Origin of the sequence: Xanthomonas sp. LMG 12462 (assembly GCF_009192885.1) — a bacterium.
GTDB lineage: Bacteria > Pseudomonadota > Gammaproteobacteria > Xanthomonadales > Xanthomonadaceae > Xanthomonas_A > Xanthomonas_A sontii.
This window is the reverse complement of the sequence record NZ_NMPP01000005.1, coordinates 1-20,464: the sequence shown is the minus strand read 5'-3', so window position 1 is coordinate 20,464 and position 20,464 is coordinate 1. Positions and strand designations below refer to the sequence as shown.

The following is a 20,464-nucleotide window of genomic DNA, read 5'->3' as shown; positions in this document are numbered from 1 at the left end:
ACGATGTACGGTGGCGCTGCTGCGTTTCCCCGCGACTGGTGACCCAAGTCGCCCGCGCACGGCCGCCAGGCGGCAGCAGGAGGCAGCCTGTGGCGCCGACGTCGGGTCAGACCGATTCTGCCCGGGACGATGTCCTCTTCGCTTGTCGCGGCAGGGAGGCCGTCAGCGCGCCTTCAAGGCGGCAAGGAGGTGTTCCGCCTGCTCCCGTCGCCTAATGCGCACGAAGCGAATATGCGCGTACTGCGGGTTGTGCAGATCGGCCTGGTAGCGCGCGCGGTTGCTGCGCCAGGTCTTGAGCATCCAGATGATGATGGACTCCCGGCTAAAGAATGCGCGGCGAAAACTCTCGCGATTTCCCGTACCGGGCCACAGCTCATGTTTGTGCCAGGCCCGTTTGAACGCTCTGGCGACAGCCTGGAACAGCGTGCGCAAAAATCCATAGTCCACCCACACCACCAGGTCCACGTCGCGCCATTTCACGGGGCGCGTCCGGTTGTAGTTGCCATCCAGCACCCAGTCGGCAGAGGCGGCCAACGCACGCTCCAGTTCTTTCAGGAACACATCGTCCGGGGTCCCCTGCCAGTCCGGGCGCCAGTAAAGTCTGTCCATTTCGACATAGGGAATCGCAAGTTCCTTGGCGATCAGCCTGGCGAGTGTGCTTTTCCCGCTTGCGCTAGTGCCGACCACATTGATTTTCACCGCCTGACCTCGTCCCCGCAAAGAAGATCGGCCACCTCGGCCGCTCCCGCACGGTGCTGCGCTCGCTGCAGGAACGGCTTCACATGGACTGCGCCATCGGTGGCGACCAAACAATGAGCATCGTGCGCGCAACCGCCGCAAGCGACACGCGCCAGCACGACGACGCCGTCGCCGCACCGCGCACCGGCACACCGAAGCGCCGGTCGGCGATCGCGCTCGCCGCCCTCAACGCGCCTTGTACAACTCGCTCAGGCGATCCGGCGTGCCGGCGATGCGCTCCAGGTGCGGATACTGCAGGCCGCCGTAGTAGGCGATGAGCAAGGTGTCGTAGCGGTCGCCGCGCTTGACCAGCAGTTCGATCGGCGTGCTGCCGCCCTTGGCCGCGGTGACCGCATCCTTGAGCGCCTCGGCGCTGTACTCGCGGCCGCCGACTGCGACCACGCGGTTGCCGGCGATGATGCCGGCATTGAACGTCGGGCTGTCCCACAGCACGGATTGCACCCGGCCCTGCTCGTCCAGGCTCAGGCCGAGCGAGTAACTCAGGTCCAGGCTCTTGTTGCGCGCCTCGGAGGTCTTGCTGGCCGCGTTCGGCTGATCGGTATAGACCAGCTTCCAGCCGCTGGCCTCGATCCCGCCGACCAGCGACCCGTGCTCATCGAGACGGCTGCGCAGCAGGCTCGCCCAGTCGTACTTGGCGATCCCATCGAGCGTGGCGACGATGTCGTCGAAGGTGTAGGTGTTCACGTCCCAGGCGCCGTCGTGCATGCCGAAGAACGCCTTGGCGAAATCGTCCAGCGAGCGCTTGCCGCCGCTGAGCTCGCGCAGCTTGGCGTTGACCTCCAGCCAGACCATCTGCCCGCCGGAATAGTAGTCCTCGCTCAACTGGTAGCTGCGGTAGGCGCGCGGCCGGCGCATCGACATGGTCGGGTCGTTGGTGGTGTCCTGCAGCGCGCGCCAGGCCAGGCCGGGACGGCCGCGCTGGTAGACCGCGGCGACGTTGGCCAGCATGTCGCGGGCCTGGTCCTGGGTCCACAGCCCTGCGCGCGCGGCGATCACCTCGCCCCAGAACTGGGTCTGACCCTCGTACAGCCACAGCAGGCTGTCGCCCATCGGCACGTTGAAGTTGGGCGTGGCCAGGTCGGCGCCGCGCCGGTACTTGCCGTTCCAGGAGTGGTTGAACTCATGCGCGAGCAGGTCGCGCATCTCCCAGCTCTTGTCCCACTCGGTGAAGTAGTCGAGCGGGCCGCTGTTCTCGCTGGAGCGATGATGCTCCAGGCCGATGCCGCCGAGCTTGTCGGTCAACGCCAGCAGGAACTCGTAGTGGTCGAAGTGGCGCGCGCCGTACAGCTTGTCCATCTGCTGCACCAGGGCCACGTGCGCCTTGACCTGCTCGGGCTTGGCCTCCAGCGACTTGGGCTTGTCGGCGAACACGTTCAGCGCCACCGGCGCCTTGCCCTTGTCGTCCAGCACGATGCGCTTGTAGTACTTGCCGGCGAACATCGGCGAATCGACCAGGTCGTCGAAATCGATCGGCTTGAACGTCACCGTATCGCCGCTGCGCGTGGCGGTCTCCAGCGCGGTGGCGTAGCTCCAGCCGGCCGGCAGGGTCACGCTGGCCTGCGCCTTGATGTTGCGCGCGTACACCCCGGCCGGATACAGCGCAGTGGTGTTCCACTGCAGGTTGAGCATCTCCGGGGTCATCATCACCCGGCCCTGGCCGTCGCCCTGCGAGGACAGGAACTGGTACTCGGCGACGATCTCGCTGACGCCGGCGGGCACGTCGATCTTGAACGCATAGACGTCGAACTGGTCGCGCGTCCACGGCAACACCTTGCCGTTGGCCTTGATCGTCAGCCCGGCGAGCTTGTCGATCGGACCGGTCGGCGAATGGTTGCCGGGGATCCACTGCGGATACAGCAGGGTCATCGGCCCCGGCGTGGCCGGGATGGTGCTGCGCACGCGGAAGATACGGTGCGCCAGATCGGTGGCATCGACATCGATCTTCAACGTACCGGCGAAGGGCACGTCGCGCGGCGGTGCGGTCTGCGCCGTGGCCTGGAACGCGACAGTGGCGGCCAGCAGCAACGGCGCCATCCAGGCGGTGGACTTGTTCATGGGATCTCCAGGGGGCGAACGACAGCGGACAGGCAAACTCCCATGCTATGCCTGCGCCGCCGCCGTGTGCCATGCCATAGGTCATGCCCGCGGCGATCGCCGCGCACGGCGCCTGCCGCATTGGCCGGAGCCCTCAGCGCCCGGCCAGTTGGCTGCGCCGCTCGACGATGCGCGAGACCAGGCCGTAGTCCATCGCCTCCTGCGCCGACATCCAGCAGTCGCGCTCGATGTCGGTCTCCACGCGCTCCAGCGGCTGGCCGGTCTCGCGGGCAATGACCTTGGCGATGCGGGCGCGCGCCTTGAGGATCTCGCTGGCCTGGATGGCGATGTCGCTGGCCGGGCCGCCGGCGCCGCCGCTGGGCTGATGGATCAGGAACCGGGTCTGCGGCAGGCACACCCGGCGCTCGCGCGGCACGCCCAGGAACACGTGCGTGGCCGCGCTGCCGACCCAACCCGAGCCGATCATGTCGACCGGTGCGGAAATGAAGCGCAGCGCATCGTGGATGGCGTCGCCGGATTCCAGATGCCCGCCCGGCGAGGACACGATCATCGCGATCGGCGCATCGGACTCGGCATCCAGCGCCAGCAGATGGCGCACCGTCTGGTAGGCGCTGGCGTCGGTGATGGTGCCGAACAGCAGCAGGGTCCGCGCGCGGAACGCCTTTTCCTCGAGGAAGGCGGCGGACGGCGACTGCGCGGAGGGCGCGGAGGGGGACGTTTCGTCGGAACGCAGCATCGGCCTGTCTCCATGTATGGTGGGTGTCCCTCCCAACGAACGACGGGGCCGCGACGTGACATCTCCGACCGACACGCCCACGCCGGCCGACGGCGAGGCGCTGCGCCGCCAGTTGCTGGCCCTGGCGCACCGCTGGCTCGGCCAGGGCCAGGACGCCGAGGACCTGGTGCAGGAGACCTATCTGCGTGCCGCCCAGGGGCCGTTGCCGGCGAATGGCGGCGACGCATGGATGACCACGGTGCTGCGGCACCTGTGCATCGACCGCCTGCGCCGCCGCGCCCGCTACCGCAGCGTGCTGGAACGCGCCGCACAGGACCCGGCGCTGCTGGAGGCCGGGCCGACGCAAGAACCGGCGCAGCACGCCCTGCACCGCGACGCGGTCGCACAGGCGCTTGCCCACCTGGTGCGCACCCTGCCGCCCGGCGACGTGGCGCTGGTGCTGCTCGCCGAAGCGTTCGACTTTCGCCACGCCGAGCTGGCGGCGCTGTCGTCACGCAGCGAAAGCGCCTCGCGCCAGCACTTGCGTCGTCTGTTGCAGCGCGTACGCGTCGCACCGCCAGAAACGCCGGCGCGGCCCGTCGCCGCCCCGCGCGAGGACGAGGGCTGCCTGCTTGCGCTATGCCACCACGCGCTGCTGCATGGCGACCCGGCCGGCCTGGTCGCCACCTTGCGCGCGGCACGGCCGCAGACCCTGTTGGCCAGCGCCTTCCCGGCAACGGCGGCGGCAGCCCCCGCCCGCGCGGCACCCGGCATCGCGCCGGTCTACGCCCAGCCGCTGCAGCAACATGGGCAACTGGGCCTGTTGATCCGCAACAGCGACGGCGTGCCGACCTGGCTGCCGTTGTGTGAACTCACCGACGCGCCTTGCATGGCGTGAGCGGGACAACCCCGGCGCGCCGGTTACACCGGCGCCGCCGCTTCAGTACCTGCGAACGGGAAAGCGTCCGGAGAATTCATCGAACACGGCACGCTCCACGTCGAGACGCTGCCGAAACTCCGCCGAATCGGTCATTCCGAAGCCGAGCTCGTCGGCCTGCCCCGCCGCGAGGCCGGCGAAGATGGCGTCGCAGAAGTCGTCCAGGTCCGCGCCATGGGCCATGCCCGGGCCCGCCAGCGCGGTGCGGACCGCGGGCGGAATGATCTCGACGACCCTGACCGGCGTCGCGGCAAGCGCGAAGCGGAGATTGCGCGTATAGCTGTGGAGCGCGGCCTTGCAGGCGCTGTAGACCGGGGCGAACGGTTGCGGAACGAAGGCGCCGCCGGAGGAGACATTGGCGATCAGTGCAGGCTCGCCATGCTGCAGCAACAGCGGGACCAGCAAATGGTTCAGATGCACGACGGCAGCGAACAGGATGTCGATCTCGCGCTGGCGCTCGGCCCAGGGCGCCTGGTCGTCGGCGAGCGCGACACGCCGCTGGATGCCGGCGTTGTTGACGACCACGCGCAGCCCGGGATGCCGCGCTCGCAGGTACTGCGCCAGTCGCTCGCGCTCTTCGGCGACCCCGATGTCGTTGACCAGGGTCTGCAGACCGGGCGCGGCCTGGGCCGCGCGGTCGAGCTTACCTGCATCGCGGCCTGTGACCAGCACGTTTGCGCCCGCGGCCAGAAAGCGCCGCGCGAGGCCGAACCCGATACCGTCGCTGCCGCCGGTCATCACCACATCCACACCTGCGAACGTCATTGCAGACATCGCCATCGCCTCCAGGAACCGCGTGTCCGCTCGTCTGGCATCGCACGCCTGCCAGCGGCCACGCACAGGTTGTCATGTCAACCTAGAAGTACGCTCTTCCGGTTGCCATGTCAACCAGCGCCACCTATGGTGACCGCATGAAACGCGCACGACTCTCCGCAGGCGAACTGGCGATCTGGCACGCCTTCAAGCAGATGGGCCAGACGGTGATGGCCGCCGTCGAAAAGGACCTGGCCGACCACGCCGGCCTGACCGGCAGCGACTTCGGTGTGCTGTCGCGGCTGGTGGACCTGGGCAAGGGCGAGCTGCGCCAGCAGGCGCTCGCCGATTCCATGGGGTGGCACAAGAGCCGGCTGTCGCATCAGCTCACCCGGATGCAGACGCGCGGCCTGGTCCGCCGCAGCGACGCAGAACCGCGCGTGGTGAAGGTGGCCATCACCGCCCTGGGCCGGGAGAAGATCGCGGCGGCGCGGCCGATCCACGCCGCCGCGGTCAGAACGCGGCTGCTCGATCGCCTCAGCGCGGAAGACGCGCAGGTCCTGCTGAAACTCTCCGCGACGCTCGGCTCGGACCGCAGCTGACGGCGGCGCGCCCATCGGCCATCTGCAACTTCCAGGGCGGCCGCACCGGACCGTAGAACGCAAAAGGCCGCCCGGAGGCGGCCTTCGCGAACCCGAGGCGGTGCGCGCCTCAATGCATCATGTTGACGTTGAGGTTGTGCATCACCCACAGCGAGCCGACCACCACGATGCCGATGATCAGCAGCGAGAACAGGCCCACGTGCACGTTGGAGCGCTGTTCGGCCGACCGGTCCATGTGCAGGAAGTAGATCAAGTGCACCAGCATCTGCACCGCGGCCAGCACCGCGATGACGATGACGGTGACGCCGCGCGGGAACGCCCCGCTCATCACCATGCCGAACGGGATCACGGTCAGGATCACCGCCAGCACGAAGCCGACCAGGTAGGACTTCAGGCCGCCGCCGTGGCCGTGCTCGGCGTGCGTGTCGGAGGAATGATGGTTGGCCATTACAGCGCTCCCAGCAGGTAGACGATGGTGAACACGCCGATCCAGATCACGTCCAGGAAGTGCCAGAACAGGCTCAGGCACGCCAGGCGGGTCATGTTGCGCGGGGTCAGGCCGTTCTTGGCGATCTGGATCACCAGCACGGTCATCCACAGCAGGCCCGAGGCCACGTGCAGACCGTGGGTGCCGACCAGGGTGAAGAAGGCCGACAGGAACGCGCTGCGGCCGGGGCCGGCGCCCTCTTCGATCAGGTGGTGGAACTCGTAGAGCTCCATGCCCAGGAAGCCCAGGCCCAGCGCGGCGGTGACCGCCAGCCAGCCGTACAGGCCGCCCATGCTGCGCTTGTTCGCCGAGATCATCGCCAGGCCGAAGCCCAGGCTGCTGAACAGCAGCAGGAAGGTTTCCACCAGCACGAACTTCAGGTCGAACAGTTCCTTGGCGGTCGGGCCGTCCACCGTCGCGCCGGCCAGCACCGCATAGGTGGCGAACAGGCCGGCGAAGATGAGGCAGTCGCTCATCAGGTAGACCCAGAACCCGAAGACGGTGTTGCCGCCCGCGTCGTGGTGGTCGTGGTCGTGGCCGCCCGCGTGGGCGGCGTGGGAATCGAGCGTCGTGGAAGCCATTGTTCAGACCGCCTTTGCGGCGTTGGCCGCGTGTTGCTGTTCCAGCAGGGCGAAGCGCGCGTTCTCGATGCGCTCCACTTCCTCCGCCGGGACCCAGTAATCGATGTCGTCATCGAAGGTGCGCGCGATGAAGCTGCCGATCATGCCGACCAGGCCGATCACCGCCATCCACCAGATGTGCCAGGTCAGACCGAAGCCGAGGACGATGCTGAAGGCGCCGATCCAGAAGCCCGCCGCCGTGTTGCGCGGCATGTGGATCGGTTCGTACTTGGCCGGACGCGGCCAGCCCTTGCCCTTGAGCTTGTCTTCCCAGAACTGGTCGCGGTCGTCGATGTGCGGCAGCACCGCGAAGTTGTAGAACGGCGGCGGCGAGGAGGTCGCCCACTCCAGGGTGCGGCCATCCCACGGGTCGCCGGTCAGGTCCATGTTCTCCTTGCGCTTCCAGATGCTGTAGCCGATCTGCACCAGGTTGAGGAAGATGCCGGTACCGATGATCGCCGCACCCACCGCGGCCACCATCAGCCACGGCGCCCACTCGGGGTGGTTGTAGCTGTTCATGCGCCGGGTCATGCCCATGAAGCCGAGCACGTACAGCGGCATGAAGGCGATGAAGAAGCCGATGATCCAGCACCAGAACGAGGCCTTGCCCAGCTTCTCGTTGAGCTTGAAGCCGAACGCCTTCGGGAACCAGTAGGTCAGGCCCGCCAGGTAGCCGAACACCACGCCGCCGATGATCACGTTATGGAAGTGCGCGATCAGGAACAGGCTGTTGTGCAGCACGAAGTCCACCGCCGGGATCGCCAGCATCACGCCGGTCATGCCGCCGATGACGAAGGTGATGATGAAGCCGATGGTCCACAGCACCGGTGCGGTCATGTGCACGCGGCCGCGGAACATGGTGAACAGCCAGTTGAAGATCTTCACGCCGGTGGGGATCGAGATGATCATCGTCGTGATGCCGAAGAAGGCATTGACGTTGGCGCCCGAGCCCATGGTGAAGAAGTGGTGCAGCCACACGATGAACGACAGCACGCCGATGCACGAGGTCGCGTACACCATCGAGGTGTAGCCGAACAGGCGCTTGCGGCTGAAGGTGGCGATCAGCTCGGAGAAGATGCCGAACGCCGGCAGGATCAGGATGTAGACCTCCGGGTGGCCCCAGATCCAGATCAGGTTGACGTACATCATGGCGTTGCCGCCACCGTCGTTGGTGAAGAAGTGCGTGCCCAGGTAGCGGTCCGCACCCAGCAGCGCCAGCGCCACGGTCAGGATCGGGAACGCGGCGATGATCAGGATGTTGGTGATCAGCGCGGTCCAGGTGAAGATCGGCATGCGCATCAGGGTCATGCCCGGCGCGCGCATGCGCATGATCGTCACGAAGAAGTTGATGCCGGTGAGCAATGTGCCCAGGCCCGAGATCTGCAACGCCCAGATGTAGTAGTCGACACCGACGCCTGGACTGTATTCCAGCCCGGACAGCGGCGGGTAGGCCAGCCAGCCGGTCTGCGCGAACTCGCCCACGCCCAGGGAGATGTTGACCAGCGCCGCGCCGGCCACGAACAGCCAGAAGCTCAGCGAGTTCAGGAACGGGAACGCCACGTCGCGCGCGCCGATCTGCAGCGGCACGATCAGGTTCAGCAGGCCGGTCATGAACGGCATGGCCATGAAGAAGATCATGATCACGCCGTGCGCGGTGAAGATCTGATCGTAGTGGTGCGGCGGGAAGATGCCCTCGTTGCCGCCGTGCGCGATCGCCTGCTGGGTGCGCATCATCGCCGCGTCGGCGAAGCCGCGCAGCAGCATGATCAGCGCCACCACGATGTACATGACGCCGATGCGCTTGTGGTCGACCGAGGTGAACCACTCCTTCCAGAGGTAGCCCCACAGCTTGTACTTGGTGACCGCGGCCACCACCAGCAGGCCGAGCAGGCCGGCGCCGCCGAGGGCCGCCATGATGATCGGCTCGTGGTACGGAACCGCCTCGAGCGTGAGTTTGCCTAGCATCACTTGTCTCCAGAAGTGCACATGGCGACCGGCTCAGCAGCCGATGCCGGATGAGCGTCGTGGCCTTCCATCTTGTGGCCCTTGCCCATCATGTATTTGTCGATCAACGACTTGAACAGGCCGTCCTGCACCGAGGCGTAGTACGTCACCGGGTAGGCGGCCTTGTCGTTGCGGTTGGCCGCCAGCACCTGGAACTCGGCCTGGTCCAGGGTCTTCTGCGAGGCCTTGACCTTGGCCACCCACGCGTCGAAACCGGCGCGGTCGGTGGCATGCGCGGCGAAGCCCATCTTCGAGAAGCCGTGGCCACTGTAGTTGGCCGACAGGCCGAACATCTCGCCCGGCTCGTTGGCGATCAGGTGCAGCTTGGTCTCCATGCCGGCCATCGCGTAGATCTGCGTTCCCAGGTGCGGGATGAAGAACGAGTTCATCACCGTGTCGGAGGTGATCTTGAAGTTCAGCGGCGTGTCGACCGGGAACGCGATCTCGTTGACCGTGGCGATGCCCTGCTCCGGGTAGATGAACATCCACTTCCAGTCCAGCGCCACCGCCTCGATGGTGATCGGCTTGACCTTGGAATCCAGCGGCTTGTACGGATCCAGCGCATGCGAGGAGCGCCAGGTCAGCACCGCCAGGACCAGGATGATCATGCACGGGATCGACCACACCACCACCTCGATCGCAGTGGAGTGCGACCAGTTCGGCTCGTAGCGGGCCTTGGTATTGGACGCGCGGTAGCGCCAGGCGAAGGCCAGGGTCATCACGATGACCGGGATCACCACCAGCAGCATCAGCACCACCGAGGTGATCAGCAGCGTCTTCTCGTCGTGGCCGATCTGACCCTTGGGGTTGAGGATGGCCGAGTTGCAGCCGGCCAACAGCAGTGCGGCCAGCAGCAACAGACCGGAGCGCAGCGAGCGCCGGAGTTGTTTCAACGGAATCATCGAACGATCCAATTGCGTAGGGGATGCGAACCGCGCGGGAGCGGGAGGCGGGGCGCCGTAGAGGGGGCTGTCCCGCGTCCGCCGCGGCATCCGGGCCGGCATGCGCGATCAACGACGCATTTTATGCTGCCGTGCGGCAACTCCGGAAGTCATTGACAAGCCCGGGCGGGCGCCAGGCCGCGTTTTTATGTGCGACACATTGCCGCACCCGCCTGCGACACGGCGTCGCAGGCCGCTGCGCGCACGGACCTGCGTCGCAGAAAAACGGGAGCGCAGACACCAGGAAGGCAGCCTCGCGGCTGCCTTCTGGGTACGACTGGTGCCGGAAACAGGAGTCGAACCTGCGACCTACGCATTACGAATGCGCCGCTCTACCGACTGAGCTATTCCGGCGGAACTGGCAATTCTAGGCGTCGGCCCGGGCCGGGGTCAATCGCTGCCCGGGCCTTCGCGCGCGCGCCGCAATCGATGGGTTACCCTGCCGCCCCCGTCGTACCCATCCCCCTGCTCATCGTGAAGTTGTTCGCCTGGTTCTGGCTCGCGTTCCTGCTGTTTTTCGCCATCCCCTTCCCCTGCATCCTCTACTTCGCCAGCGACTGGCCACGCGTGCTGGCCCAGCCCAGCACGCCCGCATGGGCGCTGACCCTGCTGGCGCTGTCGCTGGGCCTGTGGCTGCACCTGCTCTACGCCTACATGGACACGCTGCTGCTCATGCCCGGGCGCGCCCTGCACCGCGTGCGCCAGCTGCTCGCCCACGGCGTGCGCCGCGAGGCGCTGATCGAACGCATCGCCCCCACCGGCGTCGAGGTCAAGGGCTGGCCGCAGCTGTCGCTGACCCTGGCCTTCGACAACCTGTCCGGCACGCCCATCCGCGACACCCTGCTGATCGTGGACCGCAAGCCGGCGCAACGCCGCTTCGAGAGCGGGCGCACCGTGCCGCTGCGGCTGAGCACCACCCCGGGCGCCACCCCGAACCTGGTGCTGGAGGACGCCGAGCCGGCGCTGGATCGCGCCAGCCTGTGGCGCCGCGCGGCCGGCGCCTTGCTGCTGGTGGCACTAGTCGGCGCGGCCTACGTGGCGGCCTGGCGCCTGCAGAACCGCGGCATGGGCTGGACCTTCCTGTCCTTCAACCATCCGCTGCTGATGAGTGCGCTGGTACTCAACGGCTACGTGCTGGCGCTGCGCGTGATCCTGCGCGTGATCCGCCGCAACGCCACCGACGAGACCCTGAAGTACCGCGGCCTGCGCGCACGTGCGCGGGTGCTGGACGTGCGCCAGACCGGCACCACCCTCAACGAGCAGCCGCAGGTGGAGTTCCGCGTGGCGTTCGAGGACGCGTCAGGCAACCCGCACGAGGCAACGATGCGGCGGTTCGTGTCGCTGCTCGACGTCGGGCAGTTGCCGCGCGACACCGTGTCGGTGCTGTACGACCCGCAACACCCCGCCCGCGCCGACCTGGAGCTGCCATGAAGACGCCGCCCACCCCACTGGTCTTCGCCGGCGTGGTGCTGCTGCTCGGCGGCCTGGCCTTCGCCGGCGGCGCCTGGGACACCATCCACGCCACCCTGCAGGCGGCGGGCCCAGGGGCTGCCCTGCAGGCCCCCTCCAAGCCGCAATCGCTGGCGGCGCCGACCCCGACTGCCCGCGCTGCCGACACCGAGCCGGCGCCGACGCCGGCACCACGCGGCAACCTGCTGTTCGACCCGCAGCGGCTGCGCGCGGCCCGGCAGGCGCTGGCGGACCTGCCCGACCTGCAGGGTCACGACCTGCGCGTGTTCCATGCCGTGCATTTCTACGACAACCGGATCGGGCTCGAACTGCTGGACCCCGCACAGCCGGACCACGTGGACGAATACAGCTTCCACGACGAGGCCTGGCACAAGGATGCGCCAGTGAATCTGCGCATGTTCGGGCCGTTCCTCAAGCCAGCCACCGACACCGCCGCGCTGCAGGACATCGATTTCGAGGGCGCCTACCGGGTGGCCACGGCCTTGCAGGAACAGGGCGAGGCGCTACAGGCCGAGCCGAAGAAGGTGGATCACGTGTACGTGCTGGTGGGCCGGCGTGGCCGCCTGCGCTGGATGCCGGACGGCGTGGAAGGCGATCGCGTCAGCGTGGGCATCGAGTTCGATGCACAGGGACGGCCGCGCGGCATGCAGCGCCAGTAAGCCGTGGCGCTTGCCACGCGGCAGCACCCCATCACGTCATCTCGCAGGAGCGGCTCTTGTCCCCTTTTCGGGGATCAGCCGCGCCGGGCTTTACCGGGATCGCCCGTCGCAGCTGACAGCCGCTCCTACGCGCGCCGCGACAGATACGCCCATCCAGCGTACGAACGCCCCCGTCAGTCGACCAGACGCAGCCGCAATTCCTTCGGCAGCGCGAACACCATCGACTCCGGTTCGCCCGCCAGTTCCGACACGCCGTCGGCGCCGAGTTCGCGCAGCCGCGCGATGACCCCGTCCACCAGCACCTGCGGCGCCGAGGCGCCGGCGGTCAGGCCGACGCGGCGCTTGCCGGCGATCCAGGCGGGATCGATCTCGTCGGCGCCGTCGATCAGGTAGGACTCCACCCCGTCGCGCCGCGCCAGCTCGCTGAGCCGGTTGGAATTGGAGCTGTTCGGCGAGCCGACCACCAGCACCAGGTCGCACTCCTTGGCCAGGTCGCGCACGGCGTCCTGGCGGTTCTGGGTGGCGTAGCAGATATCGTCGTTCTTCGGGCCCTGCATCGCCGGGTAGCGCGCGCGCAGCGCCTCGATGATGCCGCGGGTGTCGTCCACCGACAGCGTGGTCTGGGTGGTGTAGGCCAGGTTCTCCGGCTGCTGCACGTCCAGCGTGGCGACCTGCTCGATGTCCTCGACCAGGTAGATGCGGCCGGTGCCGCATTCGCGGTCCCACTGCCCCATCGTGCCTTCCACCTCCGGGTGGCCGGCGTGGCCGATCAGCACCACGTCGCGGCCGGCGCGGCAGTGCCGGGCCACCTCGAAATGCACCTTGGTGACCAGCGGGCAGGTGGCGTCGAACACCTTCAGCCCGCGCCGCTCGGCCTCCTGGCGCACCGCCTGGGCCACACCGTGGGCGCTGAAGATCACCGTGTTGCCGTCGGGCACCTCGTCCAGTTCCTCGACGAAGATCGCGCCGCGCTGCTTGAGGTCGTCGACCACGAAGCGGTTGTGCACCACCTCGTGGCGCACGTAGATCGGCGCGCCCAGGGTTTCGATGGCGCGCTTGACGATCTCGATCGCGCGATCGACGCCGGCGCAGAAGCCGCGGGGGTTGGCGAGCAGGACATCCATTAGCTAGATCCGCCGGCCGCAGGGGGCCAGGCGCTTCGACAGGGAGAGTGGCACCGATTATCCCGCTTTTCGCTTCGCCTTGCCGTCGAACACGCCGAACAGGGCGATGCCGATGGCGCCGGCGACGATCGCCGAGTCGGCGATGTTGAACGAGGGCCAGTAGTGCTCGCCCACGTACCACTGGATGAAATCGACCACGTGGCCGTGCATCAGCCGGTCGATCACGTTGCCGATCGCCCCGCCGATCACCAGCGCGTACGGCAGCGCGCTGCGCCACTCGCCGCGCGGGGTGCGCGCCAGCCACCAGGCCAGCAGGGCGCTGATGCCCACCGCCAGCGCGGTGAAGAACCAGAGCTGCCAGCCGCCGGCCTGGCTCAGGAAACTGAATGCCGCGCCGGTGTTGTAGGTCCGGTACCAGTTCCAGAAGCCGGGGATCACCGGCACCGCGGTGAACTCGGGCAGGCTGGACAGCACCCAGGCCTTGCTCCACTGGTCCAGGCCGATCACCGCGGCCGACAGCAGCAGCCAGATCAGGGCGGAGGGGTTGGGTCGTGCGGTCATGCGGGAAGTCCGCCTTGGGCGAAGAAGGAAAGGGAGGACGGCCGGCGCCGCAGCCACGGCACCACCGCTGGCCCCGGCGACGCAGTCGCGTGGCCGGGGACGGGACTCAGAACCAGCGGCGCTCCTCGCCCGGTCCTTCGATGTTGCTGACGCAGCGGCCGCACAGTTCCGGGTGCGCCGGATCGGCGCCGACGTCGGCGCGGTAGTGCCAGCAGCGCACGCACTTGGGCTTCTCGGTGGCCTGGGCGCTGACGAAGATCTCGTCGGTGCTGGCCTCGCGCACCACCACGTCGCCGCTGATGAACAGGAAGCGCAGCTCTTCCTGCAGCGGCTGCAACTTCGCCGCGGTGGCGGCGTCGGCGGCGACGGTGATCTCCGCCTCGAGCGCCGCGCCGATCACGCCGTTGCCGCGCATCGGCTCCAGCACCTTGGCCACCTGCTCGCGCAGCGCCAGCAACTGCTCGAAGTCGGCCGCGCTCAGCGCCGCGTCGTCCGGCAACGGCGCCAGGCCTTCGTACCAGGTCGCGAACAGCACGTTGCCCAGGTGCGCGCCCGGCAGGTAACCCCACAGCTCGTCGGCGGTGAAGCTCAGGATCGGCGCGATCCAGCGCACGAAGGCCTCGGCCACATGGAACATCGCGGTCTGCGCCGAGCGCCGGCCGAGCGAATCCTCGGCCATCGTGTACAGCCGGTCCTTGGTCACGTCCAGGTACAGCGACCCCAGGTCCACGCTGCAGAAGTTCAGCAGCGCCTGCACGATGGCGGCGAAGTCGTAGCGCGCGTAGGCGGCCTTGATCTGCTCCTGCACCTCGTAGGCGCGGTGCACGATCCAGCGGTCCAGCGCCACCAGCTCCGGCAGCGGCCGCAGGTGCACGGCCGGATTGAAGCCGTGCAGGTTGCCGAGCAGGAAGCGCGCGGTGTTGCGCAGGCGCCGGTAGGCGTCGGCGTTGCGCTTGAGGATCTCCTGCGACAGCGACATCTCGTTGCTGTAGTCGGCCGAGGCGATCCACAGGCGCAGGATGTCCGCGCCCAGCGTCTTCATGATGTCCTGCGGCTCGATGCCGTTGCCCAGCGACTTGGACATCTTGCGGCCGTGCTCGTCCACGGTGAAGCCGTGGGTCAGGCACTGCCGGTACGGCGCCGCGTGGTCCAGCGCCACGCCGGTCAGCAGCGAGGACTGGAACCAGCCGCGGTGCTGGTCGGAGCCTTCCAGGTACAGGTCGGCCGGCTTGGGCAGGCCGCGTTCGGTCAGCACCGCCTCGTGGGTGACGCCGGAATCGAACCAGACGTCGAGGATGTCGGTGATCTTCTCGTAGTCGCCCGCTTCGTCGCCGAGCAGTTCGGCGGCGTCGAGCGCGTACCACACGTCCACCCCGCCCTCCTCGACGCGGTCGGCGACCTGGCGCATCAGCTCGGTGCTGCGCGGATGCGGCTCGCCGGTCTCGCGATGCACGAACAGCGCGATCGGCACGCCCCAGGTGCGCTGGCGCGAGATCGTCCAGTCCGGGCGCCCGGCGACCATGCCGGCGATGCGCGCCTGGCCCCAGGCCGGGTACCAGTGCACGCCTTCGATGGCCTGCAGCGCCTCGGCACGCAGGTTGGCCTGCTCCATCGAGATGAACCACTGCGGCGTGGCGCGGAACGCGATCGGGGTCTTGTGCCGCCAGCAATGCGGATAGCTGTGGACCATGCTGGCACGCGCCAGCAGCAGCCCACGCGCGGCCAAAAGGTCGGCGATGACGTCGTTGGCCTTCCAGATGTGCAGCCCGGCCAGCTCCATGCCATCGACCGCGGGGGTCGACGGCAGGTACACGCCGCGCGCATCCACCGGGTTGATCTGCGCCGCGCCGTAGCGCTCCAGCAGCCCGTACGGCTTGACCGCCACGTAGTCCTCCTGGCCGTGGCCGGGGGCGGTGTGCACCGCGCCGGTACCGTCGGTGTCGGACACGTGGGTGCCGAGGATCACCGGCACGTCGCGCTCGTCGTAGAAGGGGTGCGCCAGCACCTGGTGTTCCAGCGCCGCGCCGGCGACGCGGCCGTGCACTACCACCTCATCCACCCCGTAGCGCTGCAGCGCGCGCTCGGCCAGCGCGTCGGCCAGCACCAGCCAGCGGCGGCGGCCGTCGCGGGCCGGGCCTTCGACCAGCGCATAGACCAGCTCCGGCCCCAGCGACACCGCCAGCGAGGCCGGCAGCGTCCACGGCGTGGTGGTCCAGATCGGCACGGCCACTTCGGCACCGTCCGGCAGGGTCGCACCGAACGCGGCGGCCAGCGCCGCGCCGTCGCGGGCCGTGTAGGCCACGTCCACCGTCGGCGACTGCTTGTCGGCGTACTCGATCTCGGCCTCGGCCAGCGCCGAGCCGCAGTCGAAGCACCAGTGCACCGGCTTCACGCCGCGGGTCAGGTGGCCGTTCTCGACGATCCGCGCCAGCGCGCGGATCTCGTTGGCCTCGAAATGGAAGTCCAGCGTGCGGTAGGGGTTGTCCCAGTCGCCGATCACGCCCAGGCGCTTGAAGTCGCGGCGCTGGATGTCGATCTGCGCGTTGGCGTATTCGCGGCACTTCTGCCGGAACTCCACCGCATCCAGCTTCACTCCGACCTTGCCGAACTTCTTCTCGATCGCGATCTCGATCGGCAGGCCATGGCAGTCCCAGCCCGGGATGTACGGCGCGTCGTAGCCAGACAGGTACTTGGACTTGACGATGATGTCCTTGAGGATCTTGTTGACCGCATGCCCGAGGTGGATCGCGCCATTGGCGTAGGGCGGGCCGTCGTGCAGCACGAACAGCGGCCGGCCCTGGGCGTTGTCGCGCAGCCGCGTGTACAGGCCCTCGCTCTCCCAGCGCGCCAGGATGTCCGGCTCGCGCTTGGGCAGGTCGCCGCGCATCGGGAACTCGGTCGCCGGCAGATGGAGGGTGGCTTTGTAGTCCTGGGTCACGGGCAGTTACCGGTCGGTGGTCTTCAGGGGGAGGTCCGCGCGCGGGGCGGCGGACACGGGCGGCAGGCCCGCGCCGGCAGGCGCAGCGAGCAGTTGCCGCGCCAGCGCGGCGTCGCGGTGCATCTGCGCGGTCAACGCCGGCAGATCGGCAAAGGTTTCCTCGTCGCGCAGCTTGGCGACGAACTCCACCTCGATGTGGCGACCGTACAGGTCGCCCTGGAAATCGAACAGGTGCGCTTCCAGCAGCGGCTCCACGCCCTGCACGGTCGGGCGGGTGCCGAAACTGGACACCGACGGCCACGGCTGCGCCGCCACGCCGTGCACCCAGGTGGCGTAGATGCCGGACAGCGCCGGGGTGCGGGCGAACCGCAGGTTGGCGGTGGGATAGCCGAGCGTGCGCCCGAGCTGCTTGCCGCGCACCACGCGGCCGCCGATCGCATACGGGCGGCCGAGCAGTTCGGCGGCATGGGCGAACTCGCCGGCCACCAGCAGCTCGCGGATGCGGGTGCTGGAAATGCGCTCCTCGCGCAGGTGCACCGGCGCGATCTCATCGGCGGCGAAGCCATGCTGGGCGCCCAGCGCACGCAGCAGCGCGATGTCGCCGCCGCGCTTGTGGCCGAAGCGGAACGCCGGGCCGATCCAGACCTCGCGCGCACGCAGGCGCTCGACCAGCACGCGCTGCACGAAGTCCTCCGCGCTCATCGAGGCCATGCGCCGGTCGAAGCGCAGCAGGCCGACGCTGTCGATGCCGAGTTGGAGCAGGCCCTGCACTTTGGCCCGGGCCAGGGTCAACCGCGGCGGCGGCGCGGCCGGGGCGAAGAACTCGCGCGGCAGCGGCTCGAAGCTCAGCGCCACCGCCGGCACGCCCGCTTCGCGCGCGCGCGCGATCGCCTGCCGCACCAGCGCGCGGTGGCCCAGGTGCAGGCCATCGAAGGCGCCGATGCAGACCACGCTTCCCTGCGGGAACAGGGTCCCGCCCTCGACGTCTCTAAACAGCCTGCTCATTCCTCGGTCCGAAGCGCCGGCGCAGGAAGCGCCGGTCGATGATGCGTAACCGTCGAGTATAGCGGGTGGGGGCTTGGCTCGGGGCTCGGGACCCGGGACCCGGGACGGCAGCATCGGCGTGCGGAGCCAACCCACTGCAAAGCGATCATCAAAAACAGAGTAGTCGCTTTCTGCGGGAGGGACTTCAGCCCCGACAGGCGTTATCGGTAAAGCCCGTCGGGGCTGAAGCCCCTCCCACAGTGCAATCGCAACCGCCCAGCACTTACGGAAAATTTCGGGTCCCGATTTGCGGGGTTCCGAATCCCCAATCCCAAGTCCCCAATCCCGGCTTTTTAGCCCCGCTTCAGCGCGATGCCTCACCAATAAAACAACGCTAACGCTAGCCCTGCAGGAAGCGGCCGCGCATGCAGCCATCCTGTGGGAGGGACTTCAGTCCCGACGCGATAGCGCCAAACGACGCTGCAGATTTCCCGGCACGCGGTCCGCGGCCGATGCGCTGCCTTCCTCCAGGACATCGCCGTCGCTGGAGGCATCGCACACGCGCTTGGTCAGCCGCCCTGGCCGCCGCTCCAGGTATCGCGCAGGGTCACGCTGCGGTTGAACACCGGCGCGTCGGCGCGGTGGTCGTAGCGGTCGGCGACGAAATAGCCGGTGCGCTCGAACTGGAACGCCTGCTCCGGCGCGGCCTGGGCGGCGGCGGGTTCGACGTAGCCGCGCACGCTGCGCTTGGAGTCGGGGTTGAGGTGGTCGCGGTAGGTCTTGCCGTCGGACTCGTCGTCGGGCTTTTCCACCGAGAACAGGCGGTCGTACAGGCGGATCTCGGCCTCGACCGCGTGCGCGGCGCTGACCCAGTGGATGGTGCCCTTGACCTTGCGGTTGGCGCCTTCCATGCCCGGACGCGATTCCGGGTCGAGCCAGCCGCGCAGTTCCACGATCTCGCCGGCGTCGTTCTTGATCACTTCGTCGACGCGGGCGATGCCGGCGCCGCGCAGGCGCACTTCGCCGCCAGGCACCAGCCGCTTCCAGCCCTTGGGCGGGACTTCGGCGAAGTCCTCGCGCTCGATCCACAGTTCGCGCGAGAACGGCACTTCGCGCGTGCCGAAGCTGTCGTCCTTGGGGTGATTGGAGAAGGTCAACGTCTCGCTGTGGCCCTCGGGCAGGTTGCTCAGCACCAGCTTCAGCGGCTCGATCACCGCCATGCGCCGCGCGGCGTGCGCGTCCAGGTCTTCGCGCAGGCAGCCTTCCAGCACCGAGAAATCGATCACCGAGTTCTGCTTGCTGATGCCGACCCGGTCGACCAGCAGGCGCAGCGCGGCCGGCGTGTAGCCGCGGCGGCGCAGGCCCTGCAGGGTGTACATGCGCGGGTCGTCCCAGCCATCGACCAGGCCCTCGGCGACGAGCTGGGTCAGTTTGCGCTTGCTCATCACCGTGTAGTTGATGTTGAGCCGCGAGAACTCGATCTGCCGCGGTTTGGCCGCCTCGCGCGGCAGGCCCTTGTCCAGCAGCGGCTGCAGCAGTTCCGGGTGGCCGGCCAGGTCGACCTTGTCCACGCACCAGTCGTACAGCGGGCGGTGGTCCTCGAACTCCAGCGTGCACAGCGAGTGGGTGATGCCTTCCACCGCATCGCCCAGCGAATGCGCGAAGTCGTACATCGGGTAGATCGGCCAGGCGTTGCCGGTGTTCTGGTGCTCGACGTGCTTGATCCGGTACAGCGCCGGGTCGCGCAGGTTGATGTTGCCGCTGCTCATGTCGATCTTGGCGCGCAGGGTGCGCGCGCCGTCCGGGAACTCGCCGGCGCGCATGCGTCGGAACAGGTCCAGGTTCTCCTCGACGCTGCGGGTGCGGTAGGGCGAGTCGCGGCCCGGCTCGGTGAGGGTGCCGCGGTACTCGCGCACCTGCTCGGCGGAGAGGTCGCAGACGAAGGCGTGGCCGTCGCGGATCAGCTTCTCGGCGGCCAGGTAGTACACCTCGAAATAGTCCGAGGCGTGGCGCAGCTCGGCCCAGTCGAAGCCCAGCCAGCGCACGTCGTCCTGGATCGCGGCGACGAATTCGGGATCTTCCTTGGCCGGATTGGTGTCGTCGAAGCGCAGGTTGCAGCGCCCGCCGAACTCGGCGGCGATGCCGAAGTCCAGGCAGATCGCCTTGGCGTGGCCGATGTGCAGGTAGCCGTTGGGCTCTGGCGGGAAGCGGGTGCGGATGGCCGTGTGCTTGCCGCTGGCCAGGTCCTCGCGGACGATCTGGCGGATGAAGTCTTTCTTCTCGGCCGGGGCGGAGGCGTCGGTGGCGGGGGTGTCGGACATGCGCGCGTCGGAGAATAAGTAAAGCGCAAGTTTATAGTAAGTAAAGCGCTGCTTTAGCTTGGCCGGGCTGGTCGGCGGCCGTCCTGGCGCGTAGGCTGCGGAACAATTCACCCGAGAGAAGCCCGCATGCCGGCGTTCCGTCTTGCCCTTGGCGCCATGCGTCCTTCTCAGTTTGCGTACCCGTGTACGGGCCTGTGTTGCCTTTCCTCGCTCCAGGTTCTGCCTGGCTCCGTGGCTCGCCGCTGAGGGCTCGACCATGCAGATCGCCTACCGCGCCCAGCACCTGATCGACGCGCACCTGGCCAAGCACGCGCTGGAGGATGCCGGCATCACCGCCTTCGTGTTCGGCGAGGCCCTGCTCGGCGGCGCCGGCGAACTGCCGTTCGGCGTGGTCCAGGTCTGCGTGGCCGACGAACTGCTGGAAAAGGCCCAGGAAGTGCTGATGGCATTGGGCCTGGGCGGCCAGGTGACGCGGGCGATGTAGGTTGGGGGCCGGGATTGGGGAGTCGGGATTGGGGATTGGCAAAAGCGGGG

18 protein-coding genes and 1 tRNA gene are annotated in these 20,464 nt (G+C 68.3%); 5 read left to right on the top strand and 14 right to left on the bottom strand.

Annotation, left to right across the window (positions count from 1 at the left end; translation table 11 throughout):
• Positions 1–162: 162 nt before the first annotated feature.
• The 3 genes from CEK69_RS01690 to CEK69_RS01680 all read right to left on the bottom strand — a co-directional run bounded on the left by CEK69_RS01690 (position 163) and on the right by CEK69_RS01680 (position 3,550).
• Positions 163–699 carry an adenylate kinase gene (locus CEK69_RS01690; RefSeq protein ID WP_152236228.1) on the bottom strand — a complete coding sequence of 179 codons (537 nt, stop codon included), beginning with the start codon at positions 697–699 and terminating at the stop codon, positions 163–165.
• A 225-nt stretch (positions 700–924) separates the two neighbouring features.
• Complete coding sequence (locus tag CEK69_RS01685; RefSeq protein ID WP_152243485.1) at positions 925–2,793, bottom strand: tetratricopeptide repeat protein; 1,869 nt, start codon at positions 2,791–2,793, stop codon at positions 925–927.
• A gap of 154 nt (positions 2,794–2,947) precedes the next feature.
• On the bottom strand, positions 2,948–3,550 hold the full coding sequence (locus CEK69_RS01680; protein ID WP_152243408.1) for an ATP-dependent Clp protease proteolytic subunit: 603 nt from the start codon (positions 3,548–3,550) through the stop codon (positions 2,948–2,950).
• Positions 3,551–3,605: 55 nt separating this feature from the next.
• On the opposite strand from CEK69_RS01680, the gene CEK69_RS01675 reads away from it, so the two are divergent.
• Entirely contained in the window at positions 3,606–4,427 is an 822-nt protein-coding gene (locus CEK69_RS01675) for a sigma-70 family RNA polymerase sigma factor (RefSeq protein WP_152243406.1), read from the top strand.
• Positions 4,428–4,469: 42 nt separating this feature from the next.
• On the opposite strand, the gene CEK69_RS01670 is transcribed toward CEK69_RS01675, so the two are convergent.
• Positions 4,470–5,240 (bottom strand): SDR family NAD(P)-dependent oxidoreductase, encoded by a 771-nt coding sequence (locus CEK69_RS01670; RefSeq protein WP_226975000.1) that lies wholly within the window; start codon positions 5,238–5,240, stop codon positions 4,470–4,472.
• A gap of 107 nt (positions 5,241–5,347) precedes the next feature.
• On the opposite strand from CEK69_RS01670, the gene CEK69_RS01665 reads away from it, so the two are divergent.
• Complete coding sequence (locus CEK69_RS01665) at positions 5,348–5,821, top strand: MarR family transcriptional regulator (RefSeq protein WP_226974999.1); 474 nt, start codon at positions 5,348–5,350, stop codon at positions 5,819–5,821.
• A gap of 109 nt (positions 5,822–5,930) precedes the next feature.
• On the opposite strand, the gene cyoD is transcribed toward CEK69_RS01665, so the two are convergent.
• From cyoD to CEK69_RS01640, 5 genes are all read right to left on the bottom strand, one after another.
• Positions 5,931–6,269: a cytochrome o ubiquinol oxidase subunit IV gene (gene cyoD, locus CEK69_RS01660; protein WP_010341155.1), complete on the bottom strand. Its 339-nt coding sequence runs from the start codon at positions 6,267–6,269 to the stop codon at positions 5,931–5,933.
• A complete protein-coding gene (gene cyoC / locus CEK69_RS01655; RefSeq protein ID WP_152243404.1) occupies positions 6,269–6,889 on the bottom strand; it encodes a cytochrome o ubiquinol oxidase subunit III in 621 nt (206 codons plus the stop codon). The genes cyoD and cyoC overlap by 1 nt, the downstream gene beginning before the upstream one ends.
• A 3-nt stretch (positions 6,890–6,892) precedes the next feature.
• The gene (gene cyoB, locus CEK69_RS01650; protein ID WP_017907390.1) at positions 6,893–8,893 is read right to left on the bottom strand and encodes a cytochrome o ubiquinol oxidase subunit I; all 2,001 of its coding nucleotides are present in this window, start codon (positions 8,891–8,893) and stop codon (positions 6,893–6,895) included.
• On the bottom strand, positions 8,893–9,834 hold the full coding sequence (gene cyoA / locus CEK69_RS01645; protein WP_010341159.1) for a ubiquinol oxidase subunit II: 942 nt from the start codon (positions 9,832–9,834) through the stop codon (positions 8,893–8,895). Before cyoA ends, cyoB begins: the two co-directional genes overlap by 1 nt.
• Before the next feature lie 317 nt (positions 9,835–10,151).
• Positions 10,152–10,227, bottom strand: a tRNA-Thr gene (locus CEK69_RS01640).
• Positions 10,228–10,347: 120 nt separating this feature from the next.
• Between CEK69_RS01640 and CEK69_RS01635 the strand changes: the two genes are divergently transcribed.
• Together CEK69_RS01635 and CEK69_RS01630 are read left to right on the top strand one after the other, a co-directional pair.
• On the top strand, positions 10,348–11,304 hold the full coding sequence (locus CEK69_RS01635) for a hypothetical protein (RefSeq protein WP_152243402.1): 957 nt from the start codon (positions 10,348–10,350) through the stop codon (positions 11,302–11,304).
• Positions 11,301–12,002: a hypothetical protein gene (locus CEK69_RS01630; protein WP_152243400.1), complete on the top strand. Its 702-nt coding sequence runs from the start codon at positions 11,301–11,303 to the stop codon at positions 12,000–12,002. Before CEK69_RS01635 ends, CEK69_RS01630 begins: the two co-directional genes overlap by 4 nt.
• Positions 12,003–12,175: 173 nt before the next feature.
• Here the strand turns inward: CEK69_RS01630 and ispH are convergent, their stop codons facing one another.
• The 5 genes from ispH to CEK69_RS01605 all read right to left on the bottom strand — a co-directional run bounded on the left by ispH (position 12,176) and on the right by CEK69_RS01605 (position 19,930).
• Positions 12,176–13,126 (bottom strand): 4-hydroxy-3-methylbut-2-enyl diphosphate reductase, encoded by a 951-nt coding sequence (gene ispH / locus CEK69_RS01625; RefSeq protein ID WP_152243398.1) that lies wholly within the window; start codon positions 13,124–13,126, stop codon positions 12,176–12,178.
• 57 nt (positions 13,127–13,183) lie between these two features.
• Positions 13,184–13,687: a signal peptidase II gene (gene lspA, locus CEK69_RS01620; protein ID WP_017907394.1), complete on the bottom strand. Its 504-nt coding sequence runs from the start codon at positions 13,685–13,687 to the stop codon at positions 13,184–13,186.
• A gap of 106 nt (positions 13,688–13,793) precedes the next feature.
• A complete protein-coding gene (gene ileS, locus CEK69_RS01615; RefSeq protein WP_152243396.1) occupies positions 13,794–16,625 on the bottom strand; it encodes an isoleucine--tRNA ligase in 2,832 nt (943 codons plus the stop codon).
• A 6-nt stretch (positions 16,626–16,631) separates the two neighbouring features.
• Entirely contained in the window at positions 16,632–17,630 is a 999-nt protein-coding gene (locus CEK69_RS01610; protein WP_152180458.1) for a bifunctional riboflavin kinase/FAD synthetase, read from the bottom strand.
• Between the two features lie 548 nt (positions 17,631–18,178).
• Positions 18,179–19,930 (bottom strand): glutamine--tRNA ligase/YqeY domain fusion protein, encoded by a 1,752-nt coding sequence (locus CEK69_RS01605; RefSeq protein ID WP_152243394.1) that lies wholly within the window; start codon positions 19,928–19,930, stop codon positions 18,179–18,181.
• A gap of 256 nt (positions 19,931–20,186) precedes the next feature.
• On the opposite strand from CEK69_RS01605, the gene CEK69_RS01600 reads away from it, so the two are divergent.
• A complete protein-coding gene (locus tag CEK69_RS01600; RefSeq protein ID WP_017915895.1) occupies positions 20,187–20,414 on the top strand; it encodes a DUF2007 domain-containing protein in 228 nt (75 codons plus the stop codon).
• Positions 20,415–20,464 lie beyond the last annotated feature (50 nt).